Origin of the sequence: Plantibacter sp. MMLR14_011, assembly GCF_001865025.1 — a bacterium.
GTDB lineage: Bacteria > Actinomycetota > Actinomycetes > Actinomycetales > Microbacteriaceae > Plantibacter > Plantibacter flavus_A.
This window is the reverse complement of record NZ_MJGW01000008.1, coordinates 116,218-139,793: the sequence shown is the minus strand read 5'-3', so window position 1 is coordinate 139,793 and position 23,576 is coordinate 116,218. Positions and strand designations below refer to the sequence as shown.

The following is a 23,576-nucleotide window of genomic DNA, read 5'->3' as shown; positions in this document are numbered from 1 at the left end:
ATGATGGATTTTCATTTCGAGCAACTGCGGGCCTTCGTCGCCGCGGTCGACCACGGCACCTTCGAGTCGGCCGCCCGGGAGCTGATGGTCACGCCGTCGGCGATCAGCCAACGCATCAAGGCCCTCGAGCAGAGCGTCGGACGGGTCCTCCTGCTCCGGACCAAACCAATCACCATCACGGCGTCAGGTGAGATCGTGCTCCGCCTCGGCCGCGCGGTGCACCTGCTCGGTCACGACGCGGCGCTCGAGTTGCACGCCGACGACGCGCTCACGCCGGCCACCCCGGCGGTGATCCCGATCGTCGTGAACGCCGACTCCCTCGCCACCTGGCTGCTGCCCGTGCTGGCGGACGTCGCCGCACGGGAGTCGGTCGTCTTCGACCTCGCTCGCGAGGACCAGGACCATTCGACGGACCTCCTCCGTGCGGGCAGCGTCATGGCCGCGGTCACGTCGAACGCCGAACCGGTCCAGGGGTGCACGGTGCGGCCTCTCGGCCGGATGCGATACCGGCCGATGGCCTCACCCGCGTTCGCGGCGCGCTGGTTCGAGGACGGGGCGACCGCTCAGGCGCTCACCGCAGCGCCCGTCGTCGTGTTCGACCGGAAGGACGATCTCCAGGACGCCTACCTCCGACGACGTGGCGTCGACCCCGCCGACCCGCCGCGGCACCATGTTCCGGCCTCGGCGGACTTCGCGACCGCCGTCGGCCTCGGTCTCGGCTGGGGCATGCTCCCGGACGCGCAGTCCGACGCGCCGCTGCGCAGGGGCGATCTCGTCGTGCTCGACGAGACGGGCGGCGTCGACGTCCCCTTGTTCTGGCAGCAGTGGCGACTCCACTCCCGACTGCTCGAGCTCGTCACGACGGCGGTGGTCGACGCGGCTCGATCCACGCTGCACTGAACTCCTGCCGAGAGGTCCCGGAGAAGGTGCACCGGGCACGCACGACGGTGCAAGGATGGAGCAATGGATATCGCGTACACAGCAGTTGCCCATGCCACCGGAGGCGGACGAGACGGACACGTCCGCAGTGAGGACGACCTCCTCGACTTCGACACCCGTCCCCCGAAGGAACTCGGCGGCAGCGGCGAGGGCACCAACCCCGAGCAGTTGTTCGCCGCCGGCTTCGCCGCGTGCTTCCTCAGCGCCCTCCACGCCGTCGGGCGTACCGCGAAGCTCGACACGAAGGACGCCGAGGTGTCGGCCAGCGTCGGCATCGGATCGAACGGTGAGGGCGGCTTCGGCCTGGCCGTCGAGCTCGACGTCTACGTGCCGAACGTGACGCACGATGAAGCCCAGCAGCTGGCCGACCAGGCGCACCAGGTGTGCCCCTACTCGAACGCCACGCGCGGCAACATCGACGTGACGGTGTCGATCGTCGACTGACGAAGCTCCCGCCCGCAAGGGCTGTCGATCGTCGTGTCCGCCGGTTACCCTGGCGGGCACGACGATCGAGAGGAAGCATCATGTCTGATTTCGGGGCGGTCGAAGGCATTCGTGACGAGGGCGCGGCGGCCATGCTGCCGGGGCTCCCGGACGCCGTGGTCGAGGACGAGGCGCTGGATGACGACGCGCCCGCCGAGGACGCCGCGGACGATTCCGGAACGGGTCTCGCCGATTCAGGTGCCTGACGACGGGGTCGCGCTCAGCGCAACAGAGACGCGGCGATGACGCCGACGATGCCGAGCTGCAGTGCGAGCACGACACCGATCGTGATGAAGAGCGTGCTCCAGAGGACGATGTTCCCCAGGAGGACGCCCACGAACGCCCCGAACCGTCCGCGCGGTCGAGCCGTCGGCCGCGCCACCTGCAGCCGCTCGGTCTGTGCAACCCGGGGCGTGGACAGGGTGAAGAGGTTCGGGCTGGTGTCCAGGTGCGTGGTCATGCCACAAGTGTCCGTCGACACCCGGGGGCGGCACATCGGACGCCAGGGCGATCATCGTCCCCGCGGCGTCATCCTGTGAGCTGATCCTCCTCCGCCCGTGGGACGGTCGATCGTCCGCCGAACGGCGTGCCGGTCACACCTGCGTGAGTCGGATCCCCCAGGACAGCGACCACCGCTCGTCGGGCTCCAACCATCGGAGTCCTGTCCCGCTGTTCAGCGCATCGGCGGGGGCCGTCATGGGCTCGATGGCGATGGCCTGCGTCGGTCCGTCTGCCGCCGGGAAGTTCTTCGGCGTGTAGACCTGGACGAACCGGAAGTCGTCGTCCGCCCAGAGTTCGACGGTGTCGCCGTCGGGTGCGGTGAGACGGTGTCGGACGGCACCGTCGACCTGCTGGACCGAACCCAGGCCGACGTCGATCGAGAGGTCGCCCACGCGAGCACCCGAGCGCAGATCGTACGGGGTCCCGTCGACGGGACGGGAGGCGACCGGGATGCGCTGCTCGTCCGTCTCGAACCAGGTGTCGGCGGCCACCGTCACGGTGAGGTCGGCGGTCGGTACGTCGCCGAGCGCCAGGTAGGGGTGAGCACCGACGGCGACCGGCGCGGGGCGACTCGACCGGTTCACGATCGTGTGGGTCACCCGCAGGCCGTCGTCGTCCAACGTGTAGGCGACCGAGGTGTCGAGGCGGAACGGGTAGCCGTGCTGCGGGAACACCGAGGCGAGCAGGGTCACCGCGTGATCGGCGTGATCCCCCGCCCGGTACCCCGTGTTGCGCAGCAGACCATGGGAGGCGTTCCCGGTCGCCGCCTCGGTGACGTCGAGCTGCTGCGGTTCACCGTCGAGCGTCCACCGGGCATCGCGGACGCGGTTGGGCCACGGCACGAGCACCATCCCGCACCCCATCGGGGCGACGACGTCCTCACCGAAGGACTGCACGAGGGTGCGTCCGCCGACCGTCAGCTCGCGGAGTCCGGCGGCGAGTTCGGTGATCGTCGCTCGGACCTCGCCCTGCGGACCGGCGTGGTGGAGACGGTACTGGGTTCCAGAGGCAGCGGGCATGCCGCCAAGCCTACGACGGACGTCAGCCGGGCGGGGTGGAGCCGGGTGAGGCCGTCCACCGGTGGACGGCCTCGGCGATCCGGATCAGCCCGAGTTCGAGCTCGGCGAAGCCGGAGCTCAAGGGGGCGACCCCGATGCGAAGACCGTCCGGGTGCCGGAAGTCGGGGATCACACCCGCATTCCAGAGCAGCGGGGTGATCTCGCGGAACGACGGGTGACCGAGCGTCACATGACCACCGCGACGCGCCGGGTCACGAGGGGTCATCACCCTGACACCGGAGCCTGCGAGGTGCTCGTCGGCCCAGGAGATGGCGAACGTGGTGAGGGCCTCGGACTTCTCCCGGATGGCGGCGACCCCGGCGGACTCGATGAGCGTCAGCGAGTCCTCGAGCGGCAGCATGCCCACGATCGGTGGCGTCCCGCTGAGGAACCGGCGCATCCCGACGGCCGGCTGATAGGTGTCGGCCATGGCGAAGACGTCGGCGGCGCCCATCCACCCCTGGATGGGCTGGAGGAGCCGGTCCTGATGGCGTGCCGCGACGTAGGCGAACGCCGGAGCACCGGGCCCGCCACCGAGGTACTTGTAGGAGCAGCCCACCGCGAGGTCCACGCCCCACCCGTCGAGCTCGATCGGGACCGCACCGGCGGAGTGGCACAGGTCCCAGAGCACGAGTGCTCCCGCCTGATGCGCGATCGCGGTCAGCTCCTCGACGTCGAGCAGCGCTCCGGACCGGTAGTCGACCTGGCTGAGCACGACGAGAGCGGTCCGCTCGTGGACCACCTCGCGCAACTGGTGCGCGGCGACACCGTGGACCGGGTCGGCGTCGATCCATCGCACACGCAGACCGCGTTCAGCGGCGACCCCCTCGATCACGAAGCGGTCCGTCGGGAAGTTCTCCGCATCGATCGCGAGCTCGTCGCGCGGAGCGGTTCCTCCGGCAGACGACGTCACGTCGACCGCCGCGCGGATCAGCTTGTACAGCAGCACGGTCGTCGAGTCGGCGACGACCGTCTGGCCGGGTGCGGCACCGAGCACGACCGATCCCAGGCGGTCGCCGAGCGTCAGCGGCAGCTCGAACCAGCGGTCGTCCCACGACCGGATGAGCCTCGTCCCCCACTCCTCCGCGATGAACGACTGCAGCCGCTCCGCCGTGGCCCGCAACGGCCGCCCCAGGGAGTTCCCGTCCAGGTAGGCGACGACGCCCTCGGCCGGGAGGAACGCCGCGCGGTGTTCCGCGAGCGGGTCGGTCTCGTCGAGGACGCGTGCGTCCGGGCGGGCGGAGGTGGCTGGGGCTGGGGCGTCGACCATCCTGCGACGGTAACCGCCACCAGTGCGTGCCGCAAGGAAGCGGACGGGACCCGGCTTGCTAGCGTTGCCGCATGCCCACGCTCCTGCACCTCGACTCCTCCGCCGATCTCGACACCTCCCGGTCCCGCCGGCTCTCGCAGGCCGTCGTGGACGCCTGGTCGAACGCCGACCCCACCGGCGTCGTCGTCCGTCGCGACCTGCACCGCGATCCGGTCCCCCACCTCGCCGACGCGAGTCTCCACTGGGCGCCGGCCGACCGCCGCCCCGGTGCGAACCCGCCCGCCGAGGCCGAGACGCTCCAGCGCGTCCTGCTCGACGAGCTGCTCGGCGCCGACATCGTCGTGATCGGTGCGCCGCTGTACAACTTCTCGATCCCGTCGTCGCTCAAAGCGTGGATCGACCACATCCACGTGCCGGGCGTCACCTCCGCGGACACGGGAGCGCTCACCGGCCGGCCGGTCGTCATCGCCACCAGCCGCGGGATCGCCTACGACACGGGCAGCCCGACCGAGGGTTGGGATCACGAGGTGCCGGCGCTGCGGACGTTGTTCGGCGGCGCCCTCGGCATGGACGTCCACGTCATCACGACGAGTCTGACCCTCGCCGACCGTGACCCGGCGCTCGCAGCTCAGCGCGAACGGAGCGAACAGGAGTTCGCAGAGGCCCTCCGGTCGGCGTCCGAGACGGGACTGCGGCTGGCCGTCTCGACGGCCTGACAGCCGACACGACGGGCGGACGGCGGATCCGACCCGTCTGATCCGGGCAGTGCTCCGAACTCCTGTCGAGCCACGATCAGGGAGTAGCACATGCCATCGAAGCACCAGACCGGCACCACACGGGGCGGACGACGTCTCGTCTGGTTCGCGGCAGCACTGTCCGGGATCGTCGCAGCAGCGGTGTTCCTCGCGATCGCCGAGCTGGCGGCGCTGTTGTTCGCCCGCGGCAGCAGCCCCCTCCTCACCGTCGGATCGTTCGTGATCGACATCGTCCCGCGGTGGGCGAAGGAGTTCGCGATCGAGACGTTCGGCAGCAACGACAAGATCTTCCTCCTCGTGAGCCTCGGGGTCGCCGTCGTGATCGCCGCGGCGATCGCCGGGGTCCTGCAGCAGATCCGTCCACCGCTCGGTGTCGTGGTCCTGTTCGCGGCCGGCGTCTTCGCCGGAGCGACGACCGTCACCCGCGCCGGTGCCACCCCGCTCGCCGTCGTCCCGGTGATCCTCGGTCTCGCGGCGGGCGTCGTGATCCTCATCCTCCTGAGCCGTCGCCTGCCGAAGCGCGCCGCGAACGGTTCGGACGACGAGCGCGCGGCGTTCGACCGTCGAGGCTTCTTCCGCGTGGCCGGCATCGCGGCGGCCGGTGCTGTCGTCGTCGGCGTGGGCGCACGCCTCGTCAACGTCACCACCTCGTCGATCACGGCCGTCCGCGACGCCCTCAAGCTCCCGGCGCCGAAGTCGACCGTCACGATCCCCGACGGAGCCGAGGCGGACGTCGACGGCCTCAGCCCGCTCTTCACGCCGAACGACAAGTTCTACCGCGTCGACACCGCGCTGACCGTGCCGACGGTCGATCCGGCCACCTGGACGCTCACGATCGACGGCATGGTCGGTGAGCAGGTGCAGATCACGTTCGAGGAACTCCTCGCCATGGGTCTCGACGAATACGTCATCACCATGACCTGCGTCTCGAACGAGGTGGGCGGTAACCTCCTGGGCAACGCGAAGTGGCTCGGTATCCCTGTGCGCGACGTCCTCAAGCGGGCGATGCCGGACTCGAAGGCCGACATGGTCCTGTCCACGAGCGTCGACGGGTTCACGGCGAGCACGCCGCTCGAGTCACTCACCGACCCGAACCTGGACGCGATCCTCGCCGTGGCGATGAACGGCGAGCCGCTGCCGCTCGAGCACGGTTTCCCCGTGCGCATGGTCGTCCCGGGCCTCTACGGCTACGTGTCGGCGACGAAGTGGCTGACGAAGCTGACGGTCACGACGTTCGACAAGGACGAGGCCTACTGGACCCCGCGCGGCTACGACGCGAAGGCGCCCATCAAACTCTCCTCGCGGATCGACACACCCCGGATCGACAAGCAGGTTCCGGCGGGCCCGGCGAAGATCGCAGGTGTCGCCTGGGCGCAGACCGTCGGGATCGCCAAGGTCGAGGTCAGCATCGACAACGGCGACTGGCAGAGCGTCAATCTCACGACCGCCATCAACGACGACACCTGGGTGCAGTGGTGGATGGACTGGGAGGCGACGGCCGGCACGCACTACGTCGCCGTCCGCGCGACCGACAAGGCCGGGAACCTCCAGATCGAGAAGCAGGCGCCGATCGCTCCGAACGGATCCTCCGGTTGGCAGCGGACGCTCGTCCGCGTCGGCTGACGGTCCGCGGCTGACCGGTGACGGTCAGCCGCGGGTGTCGACCGGTCGCAGCTGGGCGATCTTCGGTTCGCGACCGTCGCCCGAGGACCGACCGGTCAGACGCCGCCCGATCCACGGGAGCACGTGTTCCCGGTAGTAGGCCGCGGTGCGACGTTGACGCGGACCGGGCGGGGCAGCAGCGACGTCGTCGATCCCCCACTCCTCCGGGACCGGCACGTCGAGCGCCGTCAGCACGTTGCCCGCCACCCGTGCATGGCCGAGGGCGTTGAGGTGCAAGCGGTCCACCGACCAGTACCTGAGGTCGGCGAGCGTCCGGTCAGCCCAGTTGTCGACGAAGGTCACCCCGTCACGCGGATACCGCACCCGCACGGCCTGGGCCAGCTGCTCGCCGCGGCGGGCGAGGAGCGAACCCATCGGGATGTGGGCGGAAGGGTTCGCGCCGCTCAACAGCAGCACGTGGGCTCCCCCGGCGCGCAGACGATCGACCGCACCGTCCAGGCGGTCGGCGACGCCGTCGATCGACACCCGCGGGCGCATGATGTCGTTGCCGCCGCCGTTGAAGCTGACGAGGTCCGGACCCATCTCGATCGCACGGTCCAGTTGTTCGTCGAGGATCGGGACGAGCTTCCTCCCGCGGATGGCGAGGTTCGCGTAGCTGACGGTCTCCGTGGACGCCCGGGCGAGGCCGAGGGCCACGAAGTCCGCCCACCCGCGGAGGGTGCCGTCCTCCCGGAGATCCCCGTAGCCCTCACTGAAGCTGTCGCCGATGGCCACGTACCGTCTGAACCCGTGCTGCGTCATACCTGCACTGTACGCGCGACCGGAAGGCGTCTCCGACTGGCCCGCTCAGGCGGGACGGGACTCTCCGTCCGCGGCCGGTCGCCAGCCGAGGGCGGGCCCGAGCGCGCCGGCGATGTCGGTGAGTAGTTGCGTGTAGTCGTCCGGTTCGAGTGTGAAGGGGAGGGCGAAGGCGACCTCGTCGACCTCCTGGAAGCCGGCGTGCTCGTGCAGTCGCTCAGCGATCTCCGCACTGCTGCCGACGAGGTCCTCCGCGAAGAGCATCCGCCGCGGCCCATGGGCGACGCCGACGCGGTGCCGTCTCGAGTCGACGTACTCCTGGTACCGGGCTCGCTGGGACGCCGTCGCGGAGTCCGTCGGGATGACCACGAGCCCCTGCGACACGCGGGCCCGCTCACCCGCCGGGTGGAGTTCTCGGAACCGACGGACCTGGGCGGCCTGGTTCGCGGCGAAGTCCGTCGTGCCGTCCTCGGCGGCGATGACGCTGCTCGTGAGCAGGTTGAAGGACTGCTCGCCGGCCCAACCCGCCGACCGCAGGCTGCCTGCTCCGTACCAGAGCCGCTCCGCCAGACCGTCGGCATGCGGCTCGACCCGTGAGGAGTAGTCCTCCTGGCCCTCACGACCGGCGCTGTCACTGACGACGTCACCGCGGATGAAGGAGCGGAGGCGCAGGACGCGGTCGTAGCCGAGGTCCTCCTGGTCGAGCGTCGACGGATAGATCGCGTGCTTGAACGCGTCGAACCGCATCGGCTCCCCGGTGCTGAAGCCGGGAAGCAGCCTGCCTCCCGAGAGGACGTCGACCGTGCCCAGGTCCTCCGCGAGCCGGAAGGGGTTCTCCGCGCCGAGCGGTGTGACCGCGGTGCCGAGTGCGATGCGCTTCGTGCGCTGCGTCGCCGCTGCGAGGACGGCGACCGGTGAGGAGATGCCGAACTGCAGGTGCCGGTGCCGCAACCAGGCGCTGTCGAATCCCAGGCGTTCACCGAGTTCGATGAGCTGCAGGGTCGCCTCGTGCCCGGCCGCCGGCTCATCGGGGTCGAACAGGCCCATCGTGAGGAAGCCGAGTCTGCGGAGCGGTGCTGAGGATCGGGCCATGCATCGACTCTACGACGCCGTTCCGACGCGATGCCGCTGCAGGAGCTGGACGTGCCCGCGAAGTGGGTGTCAGCTCGGCGATCCGGCCAACACGGTGAACATGGCGCCGATGCTCCCGAGGATGAAGAGCATCGTTCCGAGCTGCATGGTCAGCGACTTGTTGCGGGACGCCGTCGGGACGTCCACCTCCAGGATCGGACACCCGGACCAGCCGAGTAGGCCGATGCTCAAGCCCACGATGACCGAGCAGCACCACCACACCACGCGGAGTCCCTCGGCGAGGACGGCCGGCCTCCAGCCTGAGCTGAGGAGGAGCCCGAGGACGATCGCGGTGCTCCCGACCGCGACGCCGAACCAGACGGTTCCGGTGCGCATGATGCGCTGGACGTTGTTCTCGGGTGACATGAGGTCCTGTGACACGTGGTGCGGCTTTCTCGAGGTTCCGATTCCTGACGAGGGCCGCATCCGGCCATCATGGTCGCTCGCAGCCCCGAACAGGAGCATAGACCCGGTCGCGGGAGGCGACTCCCGTTCGACGGGGGCTTGCGCCGACGAGGGTCGCGACACAGACGAAGCCGATCGAGGATCCGTGACGGATCACGCAGACGGCGCCCGGGCCACCCACCGTGCCAGCGTCGCGAGCAGTGCACGGTGCTCAGCCGAGGCGTAGGACCGCTCGTCGTGTCCGAGTGCGTCGACGGCGACGCGCGAGGGCCCCACCTCGCGGACCCACACTGCGGGGAACCGCTCGCCGTCGACGTCGTGCTCGGCGACGGTGGTGCTCCGACCGACGGGTTGCAGCCGCAGGTACTGTTCGTCGTCCACGGGGATGTCGCCGAGCGCTCCGCCGTCGGGCGATGCCAGGCCGCGGACGACGGTCGGGCCCATCGGCGGATGCCAGGACACGCCGGGCAGCCAGAGCGCCCCGATCGTCGGCGCCCAGTCCGGGTAGTCGCGGAGTGAGGCGAGCGCCGCATGCATCGCGAGGACACCGATCCCCCGACCGAGTGCCTCCGCGAATCCGTCGATGGCGGCAGCGGGCGCTCGACCCTGGTCCTCGGACCGCCACGGGTCGCCTGCGTTGACCACCAGGAGCTCCACGCCCTCGAGTCGCGTCATCGCACGATCGACGTCCTCGTCGATCTCGACCGCGAAGCCGACCGTCTCCAGGACCTCCGCGATGAGCGGGCTCGTGCGCGCGTACGGGTGCCACGGATCCGCATACCGACCGCTCCCCGATGCGATGAGTGCTTTCACGGTTCCCCCTCGTCCGATCCGTCGACGCCGGTCACCGTGTCCGCGGCCGACGTCTCTCCAGGGTACGGGGCCTCTCCCGACGGCTGCGTCGCCGACCGATTGTGTCCGCACATGTCGTCGTCACCTGCGCCCGCCCCGATCCCGACCGTAGAGTGCCTGTCACCGACGCCGGGGCGTCGACGACGGCCGAGCTGACGGAGAGGACGAGGCGATGCACGAGCGGGATCGAGGGGGCTTCAGCACCCGACAGCTGCACGCCGGTGGTGCACCCGATGCGCCGCTCCAGCCGCGGGCTCTGCCGATCTACGCGAGTGCCGGGTTCGTGTTCGCGGACTTCGACGAGGCGGAGCAGCGGTTCGGCCCGGACCCTGGTGGCTACAGCTACAGCCGGGTCGGCAATCCGACGATCGACGCCGTCGAGCGCCGTCTCGCCGCCCTGGAGGGTGGTGTGGACGCGCTGCTCCTCGGCTCCGGACAGGCGGCCGTCGGCGTCGCCCTGCTCTCCCTGCTCGAGGCCGGCGACCACCTGCTCACCGCGCCGAGTCTGTACGAGGGCTCGCGCAGCCTCTTCACGGAGAACTTCGGTCGGCTGGGGATCACCACGAGCGAGGTCTCCGATCCGCTCGACGCCGACGCCTGGGAGCGTGCCATCCGACCCGAGACGCGCGCGATCTTCGTCGAGTCCATTCCGAACCCCCGCAACGACCTCACGGATCTCCGTCTCGTCGCCGACGTGGCCCATGCGCACGGGGTCCCGCTCGTCGTCGACAACACCTTCGCCACGCCCTACCTCCTGCGTCCCATCGAGCACGGCGCCGACATCGTCGTCCACTCGGCCAGCAAGTTCCTGGCGGGCCATGGCACCGTGCTGGGAGGGGTCGTCGTCGACGGTGGCACGTTCGACTGGGCCGCTCGCGCAGACCGCTACCGACACCTCACCTCGCCGCTCGCCGCGCTCGGCGGGCTCAGCCACGTCGAGGCGGGCGGGCGTGCAGCGCTGGCCGCCTACGCACGGGCATCGGTCGCGCTGCGTCTCGGCCCGACGCCGTCGCCGTTCAACGCGTTCCTCATCGCACAGGGCATCGAGACGCTGTCACTCCGCGTCCAGCGGCAGAGCGAGAACGCCCTCGCCCTCGCGACGTGGCTGGCGGGACGGACGGAAGTGGCCTCGGTCGACTACTCGGGGCTCAGCGACAGTCCGTTCCGCGGCCTGGCGGACCGGTATCTGCCGGATGGACAGGGATCGGTGTTCTCGTTCACCCTGCACGGCGGACGGGACGCAGCGCGGACGGTCATCGACCACGTCGGCCTGTTCACGCGGATGACGAACCTCGGCGACGTCCGGTCGCTGATCCTCCACCCGGCCTCGACCACGCACGCCCAGCGTTCGGTCGAGCAGCTCGCGGCGAGCGGCATCGGCCAAGGACTCGTGCGGATCTCCGTCGGCATCGAAGACGTCGCCGACCTCATCGCGGACCTCGCCTCGGCGTTCGACGCGCTCCCGATCCGGGAGCCGTCGACGAGCACCGGCGCGAGCGTCACGGCGGACGAGGCGGTCGCCGCGTGAGCGCCCGGCAACGCTTCGGCTGGTTCCTGTCACGTGGGTTCGGTCCGCACGGTTGGGGACATCCGTACCTCGACTGGGACTACCGCTGGCAGGAGCCCGCGCTCTACCAGCAGGCCGTGCGCGAGCTCGAGCAGGCGGGCCTGGACCTCCTGATCATCGAGGACGCCCTCTCGCTGGGGAACCCCGAGACGCTCGACCTCCGCATCCGCGGCGCCTACGGCGGGCCGAAGCACGACCCGCTGAGCCTCGCCCCGTTCCTCTTCGCAGTGACGGAGCGCATCGGCATCATCCCGACCGTGAACCCGTTGCAACTGCCGCCGTACCAGGCGGCGCGGCAGTTCGCGACCCTGCAGCACCTCAGTCGCGGGAGGTTCGGGGTGAACGTGGTGACCGACGTCGGCAGCAGCCGTCACTTCGGCGAGCCGGTCGTGCCGCACGACATCGCCTATGAGCGGGCGGAGGAGTGGCTGGACGGCGTGCGCGCGCTCTGGCGGAGCTGGCGACCTGGCGCGTACGTGGGCGACACCGCCTCCGGACGCTTCGCCGACGGCCGCCACCTCGACCGCATCGAGCATCGCGGCGCACACTACGACTTCGACGGGCCGCTCAACGCCCTGCCCTTCGAGGAGGACTCCGGTGGGGAGCCCGTCATCGTGTCGCCGGGCTCTTCGCCGCGAGGGCTCGCCTTCACCGGACGACAGTCGGACGTCCAGCTCGCCCTCGCACCGCTCGACATCGCGAGCCTCCGTGCGTACCGGAGGCGGGTCCTCGACGCGTCGGCTGCCGTCGGTCGGGACACCCCTCCCGCGATCCTGTTCGTGTTCAAGCCCGTCATCGTGTCGAGCCGTGCCGAGGCCGACCGTCTCGTCGCCGCCTCGGAACAGCCGGACGATGAGACGCTGCGCTCCGTCGCACTCGCGTGGTCGAGCGACCTGGAGACGGACCTCACCGCGCTCGACCTCGACCGACCGGTGGACCCGGCCGTCTTCGGCGACCACGTGTCGCGCGGCAGCCTCGACGCGTTGCGCGGCCAGCACGAGTCCTTCGCAGCGGCGACGCTCCGGGAGCTGCTCGTGCCGAAGGCACGACTCGGGCGGATCACCGACGGCAGCGGTGTCGTCGGCACGGCGGCTGAGGTGGCCGATCACATCGAACGCGCCGGCAGTGAGGCGGACAACGACGGGTTCATCTTCTCGGGCGACCTCCACCCGGTGACGGTGCACCGCATGCTCGACGAACTCGTGCCGATCCTGCGACGCCGCGGGATCCTGCAGCGTCCGAAGGTCGACGCACCGCACGGACTCCGGAGCTCGTTGCACGCCACCTGAAGGATCGCGTCGTCAGCGGCTCGTGTTCAGGGCTGCTCGTGGTTCGGGCACGTCCAACTCCCCGCGGGCGACGAGCGAACGGACGGACTCGAGGACCGCCTCCGTCGAGGTGTAGGCGGGCTCGTATCCGAGCAGCGACCGTGCCTTGTCGATCGACGCGCAATGGCTCCGCACCAGGTGCTCCCAGGTGGTGTCGGCGTGCTCCTTCGGTGTCTCTGCTCGGAAATGCTCCCAGGTCACCGACTCGAGCTCAGCCGAGCGTCCGAACCAGCCGGCGACGACCTCGGCGTAGCCGCGGACGGTCACCGCGGCGGCCGAGGTCACGTTGAGATCCTCGCCGGCGACACGATCCCGGTTCGCGACGGCGAGCTCGAAGGCCTGCGCGACGTCGTCGGCGTGCACGTGGTGCAGCAGCTCGGCACCGAGTCCGGGGATGCGCAGCGGTGAACCGAGTGCGAGGGTCCGCCAGACCCCGAGGTCGAGGTTGCCGAGCGGGTTGATGGGCGCCCACCCCGGTCCGACGATGTGCCCGGGATGCAGGGAGGTCGTCACCAGTCCTCCGTCGGCGCTCTCCTGCTGGAGCAGTCGGGCGATCTGATCCTTCTGGACACCGTAGTCGCCGAACGGCGCCGTCCCGGAGCCCTCGACGATGGGGACGGACGCGCTGGGACCGTAGCGCCAGATCGATCCGCAGTGGAGCAGCTGGCCCGTGTTGCCGCGCAGCCCCTCGACGAGTGCCGTCGCCGAGGCGACCGTGAAGCAGACCAGATCGATGACGACGTCCGGACCGAGATCCGCGATGCGTCGTGCGAAGACACCGTCCCGGTCCTCGGCCTCCCGATCGGCCCGGACCCGCTCGACCTGGTCCCACTCGGGAACCTCCGTGTAGGGCGAACGATCGCCGCGGCTCACGCTCACGACCTCGTGGCCGGCCCGGACGAGTCGCGGGACGAGGAAGGTGCCGATGTGGCCGGTCCCTCCGATGACGACGATGCGCATGGTGTTCCTCCGTTCGCGCACGACGACGGCGTCGACGGGTGCGCTCTCCGGGAACGCTAATGGACCGGACCGTCCGACGCACGCCCTTGCGGGAGGCGACGTGGTGACCCGCTAGTCGTCGGAGGGACGTCGTCGTTGCTGTTTGGTGGCGCTCCGCTGCTGTTTCGCGGCGAGGTGGCGTCGCGCCGATCCGCGGGTCGGACGCGTGGGCCGGCGCGTCGGCGCCGGCGGCGCGAGGGCCGACCTGATGCGCGTCGCGAGCGCTTCGAGTGCGAGTTCGCGGTTCCGGAGCTGCGATCGCTCGCGGGAGACGGTCACGGTGATGGCTCCGCCGACCAGCTGAGCGTCGAGCCGCTCGAGCAGTCGGTCTCGTTGCTCGTCGGTGAGGACGGCCGACTCGGCCACACTCCATGTCAATTGGACACGGCTGTCGGAGGTGTTCACGTGCTGTCCGCCCGGGCCGGACGACCGGGAGAAACGCCACTGCAGCTCGGCTGCTGGGATCGTCAGTCCGGGCGACACCTCGAGGTCCATGGGGCAAGCGTCTCACGAACCCGCGGCACGGCTCGCGTCCACCGCTGGTTCCGAGCCGGTGCCTCCTATCCTTGACGCTGTGAACGATGCACCAGCCGAACGCGGACGTCGACGCGCAGCCGTCGTCGTCAATCCCTCCAAGGTCGACATCGAGGTCCTCCGCTCGGCCGTCGCAGCCGCTGAATCGACGCACGGACTGGCACCCTCCACCTGGCACGAGACGAGCGCCGACGACGACGGCCGGGGTGCGTCCGCGGCCGCGATCGCCTCGGCACCCTCGTTCATCCTGGTCGCGGGAGGCGATGGGACACTGCGGGTCGCCGCCGAGGCCATCGCCTCCACCGGCATCCCCCTCGGGCTGGTCCCGGCCGGAACGGGGAACCTCTTCGCCCGCGCGCTCGGCCTGCCGTTGGGCGACCTCAAGCGGTCGGTCGACATCGCCTGTTCAGGGCGTGACCAGGTGGTCGACGTCGGTCAGGTCAGTCTCGGGCGCAGCGACGGCACGAACCGGGACGAGGTCTTCCTCGTCATGGCCGGTATCGGCCTCGACGCGCACATGGCGGGCCACACCAATGAGCGGCTGAAGCGACGGATCGGCTGGCTCGCCTACTCCGATCCGATCGCGCGGAGCATCATCGGCAACCGGCAGTTCGATCTGCACTATCGACTGGACGACCGTCCGGAGGCGGCTGCCCGAGCGCATACGATCATCGTCGGGAACTCCGGCACGCTCACCGGCGGGGTCCTGCTGCTCCCGGAGGCCGTCGTGGACGACGGCCTCCTCGATGCCGTCATGCTGCGCCCCGGCAAGGGTCCGGGTTGGGGGAACATCGGTTACCGTCTGACGTTCAACCGGATGCTGCACCGCACGCGGTTCGGCCGACTGGTCGGACGATTCTCGCCGAAGGCACGCGCGATCAGCTACGCACAGGCGCGGACGATGCATCTCAGACTCGAGGAGCCGCAGGAGATCCAACTGGACGGCGACTCGCACGGTTCGGTGATCTCGGTCTCGCTGAGGAACCTGCACCACGCCCTGATCGTCCGGGTTCCGAGCGGCCCGGCTGCGCGCCCCGGCGGGCGCTGACCAGCGGCTACGACGCCGCGTCGGTGGGAGCGGCGTCGGGGTCGATCGACGCCGCGAGCCGGTCGATACGCTCGAGGGCGCGGTCGAACACGGGGACGAGTTCCCAGAGGCGCGGCTCGTCGGCGCGGATCTCCTCGAGGGAGCCGTGTGCGCTGCGGACCGAACCGAGATCGAAGCTGACGTTGGTCCGCGCTCCCGTGATCGCCGCGCGGAGTGCACCGATCGCCACCGCCACGTCGGCGATCAACGCCGGGTTGCCGTGCTCGGTCAGCCAGGCGAGATCGTCGATCGCGTCGACGGCATGCTCGCCCAGCCGCGCCGAGGCCGCGGCCGCCTCGATGGACGCAACACGGATCGCTTCGTCGCGTCCGACGCCGGCCGGCAGATGGAAGGCACCGCCGAACGCTCGCGAGGCGTGGGCGTCCTCGTCGGCCAGACGCAACGCCAGCTCGGAGCGTGCCTCAGCGCGAGCGCGGAGTGCGGCGATCGTCGCCTCGGCCTCGGCCGAGTCCCGCCCGCTCGCGTCCTCGGTGGCGTGCGTGGTTCGGGTGTAGCCGGCGACCATCGCGCTGAGGCCTGCGGCGATCGCCAGCATGAGTCCGGATGCGGCCCCGCCGCCGGGGTTCCCGGTCGCCGTGCCGAGCGCCCGCATCCACGCCGACACGCTCGAGTGCTCGGTCGACACGTCTTCGGTATCCGATGGTCCCGTCATGGCGACCATTCTCCCGCGTCCGCGTCCGCGTCAGCTCGAGGCGCGGACGATGAGTTCGGTCGGGAACTCCGCGCGGTCCCCGGGGTCCGTCCCGGGCTCCGCCTCGAGGACGAGCTGGACCGCACGCGCGGCCATCACGCGCATCGGCTGGCGCACGGTCGTCATCGGCGGCGGCATCAACCTGGACTGCGGGAGGTCGTCGAAGCCGACGACCCTGATGTCGTCGGGGATGCGGAGCTGGAGCTCCTCAGCGGCGCGGTAGACGCCGTAGGCCATCTCGTCGTTGCAGCTGAAGACGCCGATCGGGAGCCCGCCCTGCCTGAGCAGCTTGCGCACGGAGACGAACGCACTCTCCGAGGACCAGGGCGACGAGATCTCCTCGACCGTCGCCCCGTCGGCGTGCCGTTCGACCGCCGCTCGGAAACCGGCCTCCCGCGCACGGCCGAACCGGTACTTCGGTCGGCCGGTGATGATGAGGAACCGACGTGTCCCCCGCCGGGCGAGATGCCGACCCGCGTCGAAGCCGCCCTGCCAGTCGGTGGACCCGACGCTCGGCAGGCTCCGCGCCGGCTCCGCACGCGGATCGAGGAGCGCGACGGGGATGTTGGCCGAGGCGAGGATGTCGAGCTGGGACACGTTGGGACGGATGAGGCACACGACGACACCGGCCGATCCCCGCGCACGTGCCCGACTGGGCCAGTCGTCGACCATCGACTCGCTCTCCGGCGTGAGCACCAGATCGTAGTTCGCCGCAGCGGCCGCCCGCCGCACACTCGTCACGACCGTGTTCGCCCAGGGGTCGTCCCACTGACTCATCGCCAGGTCGAGCAGGCGCGGGACCGAGCGAGGTCGCCCGCGACGTTGTGCTGCGCGGTCGTAGCCGAGGTCGTGCGCTGCAGCGAGGATGCGGTCCCTGGTGTCCGGGGATGCATGGCGCTTCCCGGCGAGCACCCGGGAGACGAGCGACACCGAGCATCCCGACCTCGCGGCGACGTCCGCGAGCGTCACGCTGGGATCGTCCCGCTCCGGCTTCGTCGTCATGGCTCCATGCTCCCGCACCCCGGGGTGCTGTGTGCGCCGGTACCGGTGGTCAGGCGCCCTCTGCGGTCAGCACTCGGAGCTCGGTGCACCGCGGGGTCTCGCGATCCGGCTGCGCGACGAGCGCGAACCGCCGGACACCCCACCCGGCGCTGGTGGGTGTCAGCGGGTACTCCGCCCACTCCAGGTCGTCGTCTCGCCCGACCTCCTGCGGAGCGACCGGCGTGCCGTCGATCTCCAGGGTGAGACCGTGGCCCGCCTGGTCGTGCAGCCAGGTCACTCTGACGACCCGGCCGAGGAGATGCGGATCGACGAGCCTCACGGACAGACGCTCGGCCGTGCTCCGCCAGCGGATCCCACCCACCGCGCCACTGACGCTGGAGCGCCCCTCGAACCCGTGATCCGCCTCCGGCTGCTGCTCGCCCAGAGCGACCCGGTCGACCGTCCGTCCGTCGATGCTCGCGGCGCGTCGGTCCCGCTCGACCAAGGCGGTGCGGCGCCGGTCGACGGCGTCCTCGTCCGCCGACGACGCCACGGGGAACGTGACGGTGTACCGCGCGTCGTGCAGGCCTGCGAACGGTTCCAACGGGATCGGTCCTCGGTCCGAGTCGACCCGGAGTCGCCCGTCGGCGTCCCGGTAGGGCACAGCCGTCCGCGTGACGATCGGTGCCGAGGCGAGCGGGGTGAGCGGGCCGACCGCCGTGTGCGGGGCGTGCGGCCGATCGGCCAGCACGACGCCGGTCGGGAGCGACTCGCCACGGGCCGCCAGGACGGACGGACCCCAGAGGAACGAGGTCCAGTCCGAGCCGTCCGGGTACGGTTCCGCACGACCGCCCATGGTGAGCTCGAACGACACGGTGTCGCCGTCGCTCCACTCACGCTCCACGACGAGATGGCCGCGTTCGCGTTCGGCGGTCACCGGAGCGCCGTTGAGAAACATCTCGGGTGTCGGATCACTCCACCCGGGGACCCGGACGCGGAGACGGAACCGCCGCGAGCCGGTGAGCCCGAGGGTGAGTCCGACCACGCCGTCGGACGGGAAGGCCGTCCGTTGCTGCAGCTCGAGACCGAGTTCCGGGATCCGCACGACGGAGGGCGCGAAGAGCTCGACCGACACCGTGTCGTCGTCGAACCGGTACAGCGACTCGCCGTGTTTCGCGTGACTCTCCAGACCGGTCCCGACGCAGCACCAGAAGCTGTGCTCCGGCGAGGAGTAGACGCGGTAGTGGTCGGGTCGCATGGAGGTGAAGTAGACGAGGCCGCCGTGCTCGGGGTGCTGCGATGACAGGAGGTGGTTGAAGAGGATCCGTTCGAGCGCGTCGGCGATCGCCGGGTCGGACTCGTCGGCACTGAGCCGTCGGCCCAGCTTGATGAGGTTGTAGCTGTTGCAGGTCTCCGGCCCCTCCCGATCCTCGGTCATCGGGGTGAAGTCGTCGATGGCATGGAAGTGCTCCCGGACACTGTTGCCGCCGATCGCGACCGTGCGCCGCGTCAGGATCGTCTCCCAGGCGAACCGGGCCGCGCGGGCGAGGGCCGGATCGTCGCTCCGCGTGGCGAGGGCGGCGAAGCCGACGAACTGCGGGATACGGGTGTTGGCGTGCAGGCCGGTCAGTTCGTCGGACCGGCGCGACAGCGGTTCGCTGAGGGCGACGGATGTGAAGCGGGCGGCCATCGCGAGATGTCGGGCGTCGCCCGTGAGGTCGAAGAGGTCGACGTACGCCTCGTTCATCCCTCCGATCTCGGTCTCGAGCATGAGCTGGAAGTGCTCGTCGTCGATCCCCGCGGCAAGCTCCTCCCACCAGGTGGCGAGGCGCAGGACCACATCACGTGCCGCGTGGTCCCCCGTCAAGCGGGCCGCGTCGATGAGCCCGGCGTACAGCTTGTGCAGGTTGTACCAGGGCACCCAGCGCCCGGCACGGAAGGTCGATTCGGTGATCCCCGCTGCGACCTCGGCCCAGAGCTCGGCACTCCGAGGGACACCACCGACGTATCCGGTCCCCAGATGGTCCTGTGCGCGGGCCAGTTCGGCGACCGTGTACTCGAGCCGGGAACGCAGGACGTCGTCCCCGGTGGAGGCGACCATCAGGGAGCAGGCCGAGAGGTAGTGTCCGGCGGTATGGCCGTCGAGTCCGCGCACCTCCCAGTCGTCGTAGGACGCCGCCCGGGGCTCCAGGCCCGCCTCACGGAGGAACGGGGCGAGCAGACGATCGGGCTCGAGGGCTCTCAGGTAGGCGCGGTCGGCCTCCTGCGCTCGGAACAGGGGCCCACCCGTGAGGGTGACCTGGGTGATCGGGACGAACGGCATGGTCAGGCCTTCCTCGCGCCCGCACCGACGGGCCGCCAGTCCACGCGGAGCTCGCGCGGCCCGACCAGCTCCCGCCGGTCGCCGGTCACCTCGATCGTGCGGGTGAGCGGACGCTCGAGCGCCGATGGCCCGGCGGACAGCACGTACGTCCCCGGTTCGACCACCCGGCGGCCGTCGACCCCGGTGAAGGACAAGCGGTCGGCCGACACCGAGAAACGCACGGTCGTCGACGTCCCGGCAGCGACCGTGAGGCGTGCGAACGCGAGCAGCTCGACCGACGGGCGCACGACCGAGGCCAACGGATCCGTGCCGTAGAGCTGGATCACCTCGACGGCGTCCTCGACACCCATGTTCTCGACCGTGACGTCGACGAGGACCTCGCCGTCGACGGCGAGCTCCGCTGCACTCGTGAGCGATCGGTAGCGGACGTCCCCGGCGGTGAGGCCGTGACCGAACGGGAAGAGCGGCGTGGGGTCGAGCACGCTGATCCCGCGGGACGCCAGACCGAGCGGCGGCTGCAGGTACGTGCCCGGCATGGCCGGTGAGCGAGGGATCTGCACCGGGAGCCGTCCGCTCGGCCTCACGCGGCCGGACAGCAGCCCCGCGACGGCCGCCGCGCCCTCCTGGCCGGGGAAGAAGGCCTGGACCAGTGCATCGGCCCGGTCGTAGTCCCCCAGCGCGTAGGGTCGCCCGGACAGCACGGTCAGGACGACGGGCGTCCCGGTCTCGAGGACGGCGAGCACGAGGTCGTGCTGACCCCCGGGGAGGCGCAGGTCCTCGGCGTCGCAGCCTTCTCCCGAGGTGCCATCGCCGAACAGGCCCGCGATGTCACCCACGGCCAGCACGACGACGTCTGCCGAACGGGCGGCTTCGACCGCGGCCGGAACGTCCTCCTGACCGGTCCCGGTGATGCTGCATCCCGGTTCGACGACGATGTCCGCCGTGGGGAACTCGGCACGAACCGCGTCCAGGATCGTCGGGATGGTGATGCCGAGATCGTGCCCGGGGTGTTTCGACAACACGTGGTTGGGGAATGCGTAACAGCCCACGAGACTGCGGAACTGGTCGGCCGCCGGCCCGATCACGGCGATGCGCGCGGTGGTCCGGAGCGGGAGAACTGCGCGGTTCCTGAGGAGGACGACCGACTCCTCGGCCAGACGCGTCGCGATGGCGCGGTTGCGGGGGCCGTCGAGGTCGGTCGATGCGGCGTGCTCCGGCACGAGCGGGCCCCCGTCGAGCAGGCCGTGCTCGATCTTCTGCCGCAGGTGCCGGAGCACGGCTCGGTCGACCAGCCGCTCGTCGAGCGCCCCGTCCTGGACGAGCCCGACGAGACCGGCGCCGTAGCCGGCGGTCTCCGGGAGTTCGACGTCGATCCCGGCGGTGAGGGCGAGCGCGCCGGCCTCCGCCGCACCGCTCGCGACGTGGTGCATGGTCGCGAGGAACGGGATCGCCCAGTAGTCGGCGACGACGGTGCCGTCGAAACCCCAGTCGTCGCGCAGGATGTCGGTGAGCAATTCGACACTGGCACCGGCGGGGACGCCGTCGAGATCGGTGTAGGCGTTCATCACGCTTCGCGCTCCCCCGAGCCGGATCGCCGTCTCGAACGGCGGAAGCACGACATCGGCGAGCTCGCGGCGCCCCATGCTCACCGGGGCATGGTTCTTCGCGCCTCGGGACGCGGCGTAGCCGGCGAAGTGCTTGAGCGTCGCCACGACCCCGGACCGCTCGAGACCACGCACGTACGCGGCGCCGAGCTGGCCGACGAGGTAGGGGTCCTCCCCCAGCGTCTCCTCGACCCGGCCCCAGCGGTAGTCGCGCACGACGTCGAGGACCGGCGCGAGCCCCTGATGGACCCCGACCGAGCGGAGGTCGTCTCCGATCGCCTCCGCCATCCGCTCCACGAGCTCCTCGTCGAACGAGGCGGCCCAGGCGAGCGGCGTCGGGAAGGCGGTCGCACCGAACGCGGCGAACCCCGTCAGACACTCCTCGTGCGCGATCGCGGGGATGCCGAACCGGTTGCCGGCCACGACCTGCCGTTGCCGTTCCCGCAGGCGATCGACGCCCTCGGCCACCGTCACCGGTTCGGTCCCGAAGATGCGCGTCAACTGCCCGAGGCCACCCGTGAAGTCGCCGGTGGGCGCCGATGTCGGCGTAGCCGGGTCGTCGGAGCCGTCCACGCTCGGCGCGAAGTCGCCCGCCGTCTCGGTGAACCAGACCGAACCGAGCTGACCGACCTTCTCCTCGAGGGTCATCTCATCGAGGAGTGCTCGCGCCCGCTCGTCGGGTGACGCCCGTCGGTCGTTCCAGACGCCGCGGACGATACCCGACGTGGTCGGCGTGACGCCGTCGTGTTGCAGGGTCATCCCTTGAACGCTCCATCCATGATCCCGGTCACCATGCGCTTGCCGACGAAGATGAACGCGATGAGCAGCGGGATGGTGGCCAGGAACGACCCGGCCATCGCCAGGCCGAGGTCGATCGACCGCTGCGACTGCAAGGCCTTGATCGCGATCTGGACCGTGTACATCTCGGGCGACTTCAGGACGATGAACGGCCAGAGGAAGTCGTTCCAGGATCCGACGAAGCCGAGCAGTCCCAGGACGAACGCCGCCGGTCGGATGACCGGGAAGACGATCCGCCAGAAGATCTGCCAGGTGTTGGCACCGTCGAGTCTCGCCGCCTGGAGCAGCTCGTCGCTCACGGAACTCGAGATGTGCTGACGCATCCAGAAGATGCCGAACGCGCTCGCGAGGCCGGGGACGATGAGCGCCTGAAGCGTGTCCACCCAGTCGAGCGCGGAGATGATCAGGTACTGCGGGATCACGCTCAGCTGCGTCGGCACGGTCATGGTGAGGACCACGAGGATGAACAGTGCGTTGCGGCCGCGGAACTCCAGTTTCGCGAAGGCGAACCCGGCCAGGGCGCAGAGCAGGGCCGATCCGACGCCGATCGACAGCGCGACGATGAGACTGTTGATCATCGATTGGATGAACGGCACGGTCTCGAGCACGAGCCCCACGAGGTGGAACAGGTTGTCGCCCGGGTACAGCCGCGGTGGCAGGGTGGTCGCCGTCGCCGAGTCCGTGGTCGCGACGACGAACATGAAGTACAGCGGGAACATGCTCACGACGACGGCGCACACGAGGAGGACGTAGGTGTACCAGGGGATGCGGCCGATCCGGCCGCCGTTCCGTTTCCGGCCGGCGGAGGTCGCGCTCGCCATCAGCTGGGTGGAGTTGAGCGTCTCGGACATCAGCGTCCTCCTCGGGTGCGGGTGGACAGGAAGAAGTTCAGCAGGGCGACGAGGACGACGATCACGAACAGCGCGACGCCGATCGCCGAGCCGTATCCGAACTCGAACTGGCCGAAGCCCTGCTCGTAGAGGAACAGCGTGAGCGTCTGGCACTGTCGTGCCGCACCGCAGGTGAGGCCGGTGGCCGGGTTCACCAGCAGTGGTTCGGTGAACACCTGGAGCCCGCCGATCGTCGACGTGACGATCGTGAACACGATGATGGGACGCAACGACGGGATGGTGATGTAGACGAACTGCTTCCAACCGCCGGCACCGTCGACGGCGGCCGCCTCGTACACGTCGCGAGGGATCGCCTGCAGTGCCGCCAGGTAGAGCAGCGTGGTGTAGCCCGTCCACCGCCAGACGACCATGAGCGCGACGAGGAACCACGAGCCGACCTTGTCGTTGAGGAAGTCGACGTGGTCACCGCCGAAGAAGCTGATGAGGTAGTTGAAGAGCCCGTAGTCACGGTCGAACAGCTGGGCGAACACGATCGTGGTCGCGGCGACCGAGGTGATGTACGGCACGAGCATCGCCATCCGGAACCCCGTGGCGAAGCGCAGGCGGACGTGGTTCAGCAGATGGGCGAGGCCCAGGGCGATGACCAGCTGCGGCACCGTGGAGATGATGAAGATCGCGAAGGTGTTGAGCATCGCGTTCCAGAACCGTGGGTCGGCCGCGAGCCTGGTGAAGTTGTCGAAGCCGATGAAGGTCTGCTGACCGATCGGGTTCCAGTCGAAGAGGGACACGACGAAGGTGAACAGGAGCGGGATCAGCCCGAAGACGGCGAAGATCAGGAAGAACGGGGCGATGTAGACGTAGGGGGCGAAGCGTTCCGGCAGGGTGTTGCGGATGCGCGTCCCGATACCGGGTGGCGACTGTTTGGGCAGCAGCCGAGGTGGAGTGATGTGCGTGGTCACGATGATCCTTCAGGGGCG

General features: G+C 70.2%; 23 protein-coding genes. 8 read left to right on the top strand and 15 right to left on the bottom strand.

The genetic code is table 11. From position 1 onward, the window contains the following. The 3 genes from BIU99_RS05105 (at position 1) to BIU99_RS19905 (ending at position 1,628) form a co-directional block, all read left to right on the top strand. The gene (locus BIU99_RS05105; RefSeq protein ID WP_071260042.1) at positions 1-900 is read left to right on the top strand and encodes a LysR family transcriptional regulator ArgP; all 900 of its coding nucleotides are present in this window, start codon (positions 1-3) and stop codon (positions 898-900) included. A gap of 63 nt (positions 901-963) precedes the next feature. After that, positions 964-1,383: an organic hydroperoxide resistance protein gene (locus tag BIU99_RS05100; protein WP_064293757.1), complete on the top strand. Its 420-nt coding sequence runs from the start codon at positions 964-966 to the stop codon at positions 1,381-1,383. Positions 1,384-1,463: 80 nt separating this feature from the next. After that, the gene (locus tag BIU99_RS19905) at positions 1,464-1,628 is read left to right on the top strand and encodes a hypothetical protein (RefSeq protein ID WP_153303432.1); all 165 of its coding nucleotides are present in this window, start codon (positions 1,464-1,466) and stop codon (positions 1,626-1,628) included. Positions 1,629-1,642: 14 nt separating this feature from the next. On the opposite strand, the gene BIU99_RS05095 is transcribed toward BIU99_RS19905, so the two are convergent. From BIU99_RS05095 to BIU99_RS05085, 3 genes are all read right to left on the bottom strand, one after another. Next, positions 1,643-1,882 (bottom strand): hypothetical protein, encoded by a 240-nt coding sequence (locus BIU99_RS05095; RefSeq protein ID WP_064293756.1) that lies wholly within the window; start codon positions 1,880-1,882, stop codon positions 1,643-1,645. A 133-nt stretch (positions 1,883-2,015) separates the two neighbouring features. Further along, positions 2,016-2,942, bottom strand: coding sequence for an aldose 1-epimerase family protein (locus BIU99_RS05090; RefSeq protein ID WP_064293755.1), 927 nt, complete (start codon positions 2,940-2,942; stop codon positions 2,016-2,018). Between the two features lie 22 nt (positions 2,943-2,964). Continuing rightward, a complete protein-coding gene (locus tag BIU99_RS05085) occupies positions 2,965-4,251 on the bottom strand; it encodes a kynureninase (protein WP_071260040.1) in 1,287 nt (428 codons plus the stop codon). 71 nt (positions 4,252-4,322) lie between these two features. Between BIU99_RS05085 and BIU99_RS05080 the strand changes: the two genes are divergently transcribed. Next, positions 4,323-4,967: an FMN-dependent NADH-azoreductase gene (locus tag BIU99_RS05080; protein WP_064293753.1), complete on the top strand. Its 645-nt coding sequence runs from the start codon at positions 4,323-4,325 to the stop codon at positions 4,965-4,967. 90 nt (positions 4,968-5,057) lie between these two features. Further along, on the top strand, positions 5,058-6,629 hold the full coding sequence (locus BIU99_RS05075; protein WP_064293752.1) for a molybdopterin-dependent oxidoreductase: 1,572 nt from the start codon (positions 5,058-5,060) through the stop codon (positions 6,627-6,629). 24 nt (positions 6,630-6,653) lie between these two features. Here the strand turns inward: BIU99_RS05075 and BIU99_RS05070 are convergent, their stop codons facing one another. The 4 genes from BIU99_RS05070 to BIU99_RS05055 form a co-directional block, all read right to left on the bottom strand. Next, complete coding sequence (locus tag BIU99_RS05070; protein WP_071260038.1) at positions 6,654-7,430, bottom strand: SGNH/GDSL hydrolase family protein; 777 nt, start codon at positions 7,428-7,430, stop codon at positions 6,654-6,656. Between the two features lie 45 nt (positions 7,431-7,475). Beyond that, on the bottom strand, positions 7,476-8,519 hold the full coding sequence (locus BIU99_RS05065) for an LLM class flavin-dependent oxidoreductase (protein ID WP_064293750.1): 1,044 nt from the start codon (positions 8,517-8,519) through the stop codon (positions 7,476-7,478). Between the two features lie 69 nt (positions 8,520-8,588). Continuing rightward, entirely contained in the window at positions 8,589-8,924 is a 336-nt protein-coding gene (locus BIU99_RS05060; protein WP_217634973.1) for a hypothetical protein, read from the bottom strand. Between the two features lie 192 nt (positions 8,925-9,116). Then, positions 9,117-9,776 (bottom strand): ThuA domain-containing protein, encoded by a 660-nt coding sequence (locus tag BIU99_RS05055; protein ID WP_231884250.1) that lies wholly within the window; start codon positions 9,774-9,776, stop codon positions 9,117-9,119. Between the two features lie 211 nt (positions 9,777-9,987). On the opposite strand from BIU99_RS05055, the gene BIU99_RS05050 reads away from it, so the two are divergent. Next, entirely contained in the window at positions 9,988-11,343 is a 1,356-nt protein-coding gene (locus BIU99_RS05050) for an O-acetylhomoserine aminocarboxypropyltransferase/cysteine synthase family protein (RefSeq protein WP_064293748.1), read from the top strand. Then, positions 11,340-12,671 carry an LLM class flavin-dependent oxidoreductase gene (locus BIU99_RS05045; protein WP_064293747.1) on the top strand — a complete coding sequence of 444 codons (1,332 nt, stop codon included), beginning with the start codon at positions 11,340-11,342 and terminating at the stop codon, positions 12,669-12,671. The genes BIU99_RS05050 and BIU99_RS05045 overlap by 4 nt, the downstream gene beginning before the upstream one ends. A 12-nt stretch (positions 12,672-12,683) precedes the next feature. On the opposite strand, the gene BIU99_RS05040 is transcribed toward BIU99_RS05045, so the two are convergent. Beyond that, on the bottom strand, positions 12,684-13,670 hold the full coding sequence (locus BIU99_RS05040) for an NAD(P)-dependent oxidoreductase (RefSeq protein WP_064293746.1): 987 nt from the start codon (positions 13,668-13,670) through the stop codon (positions 12,684-12,686). A 111-nt stretch (positions 13,671-13,781) separates the two neighbouring features. Beyond that, the gene (gene arfB / locus BIU99_RS05035) at positions 13,782-14,204 is read right to left on the bottom strand and encodes an alternative ribosome rescue aminoacyl-tRNA hydrolase ArfB (protein ID WP_064293745.1); all 423 of its coding nucleotides are present in this window, start codon (positions 14,202-14,204) and stop codon (positions 13,782-13,784) included. A 79-nt stretch (positions 14,205-14,283) separates the two neighbouring features. On the opposite strand from arfB, the gene BIU99_RS05030 reads away from it, so the two are divergent. Beyond that, positions 14,284-15,291, top strand: coding sequence for a diacylglycerol kinase family protein (locus tag BIU99_RS05030; protein WP_071260036.1), 1,008 nt, complete (start codon positions 14,284-14,286; stop codon positions 15,289-15,291). Positions 15,292-15,298: 7 nt separating this feature from the next. On the opposite strand, the gene BIU99_RS05025 is transcribed toward BIU99_RS05030, so the two are convergent. The 6 genes from BIU99_RS05025 to BIU99_RS05000 are packed head-to-tail and all read right to left on the bottom strand — an operon-like array spanning position 15,299 to position 23,558. Beyond that, positions 15,299-16,003, bottom strand: a complete 705-nt coding sequence (locus BIU99_RS05025; RefSeq protein ID WP_083397222.1) for a cyclodeaminase/cyclohydrolase family protein — start codon at positions 16,001-16,003, stop codon at positions 15,299-15,301. 30 nt (positions 16,004-16,033) lie between these two features. Continuing rightward, complete coding sequence (locus BIU99_RS05020) at positions 16,034-17,044, bottom strand: LacI family DNA-binding transcriptional regulator (RefSeq protein WP_071260034.1); 1,011 nt, start codon at positions 17,042-17,044, stop codon at positions 16,034-16,036. Positions 17,045-17,093: 49 nt separating this feature from the next. Further along, positions 17,094-19,346: a beta-L-arabinofuranosidase domain-containing protein gene (locus BIU99_RS05015; RefSeq protein WP_071260032.1), complete on the bottom strand. Its 2,253-nt coding sequence runs from the start codon at positions 19,344-19,346 to the stop codon at positions 17,094-17,096. Between the two features lie 2 nt (positions 19,347-19,348). Continuing rightward, complete coding sequence (locus BIU99_RS05010; protein WP_071260030.1) at positions 19,349-21,709, bottom strand: beta-glucosidase; 2,361 nt, start codon at positions 21,707-21,709, stop codon at positions 19,349-19,351. Continuing rightward, the gene (locus tag BIU99_RS05005; RefSeq protein ID WP_079002436.1) at positions 21,706-22,599 is read right to left on the bottom strand and encodes a carbohydrate ABC transporter permease; all 894 of its coding nucleotides are present in this window, start codon (positions 22,597-22,599) and stop codon (positions 21,706-21,708) included. Before BIU99_RS05005 ends, BIU99_RS05010 begins: the two co-directional genes overlap by 4 nt. Continuing rightward, on the bottom strand, positions 22,599-23,558 hold the full coding sequence (locus BIU99_RS05000) for a carbohydrate ABC transporter permease (RefSeq protein ID WP_064293740.1): 960 nt from the start codon (positions 23,556-23,558) through the stop codon (positions 22,599-22,601). The genes BIU99_RS05005 and BIU99_RS05000 overlap by 1 nt, the downstream gene beginning before the upstream one ends. Between the last annotated feature and the right edge of the window lie 18 nt (positions 23,559-23,576).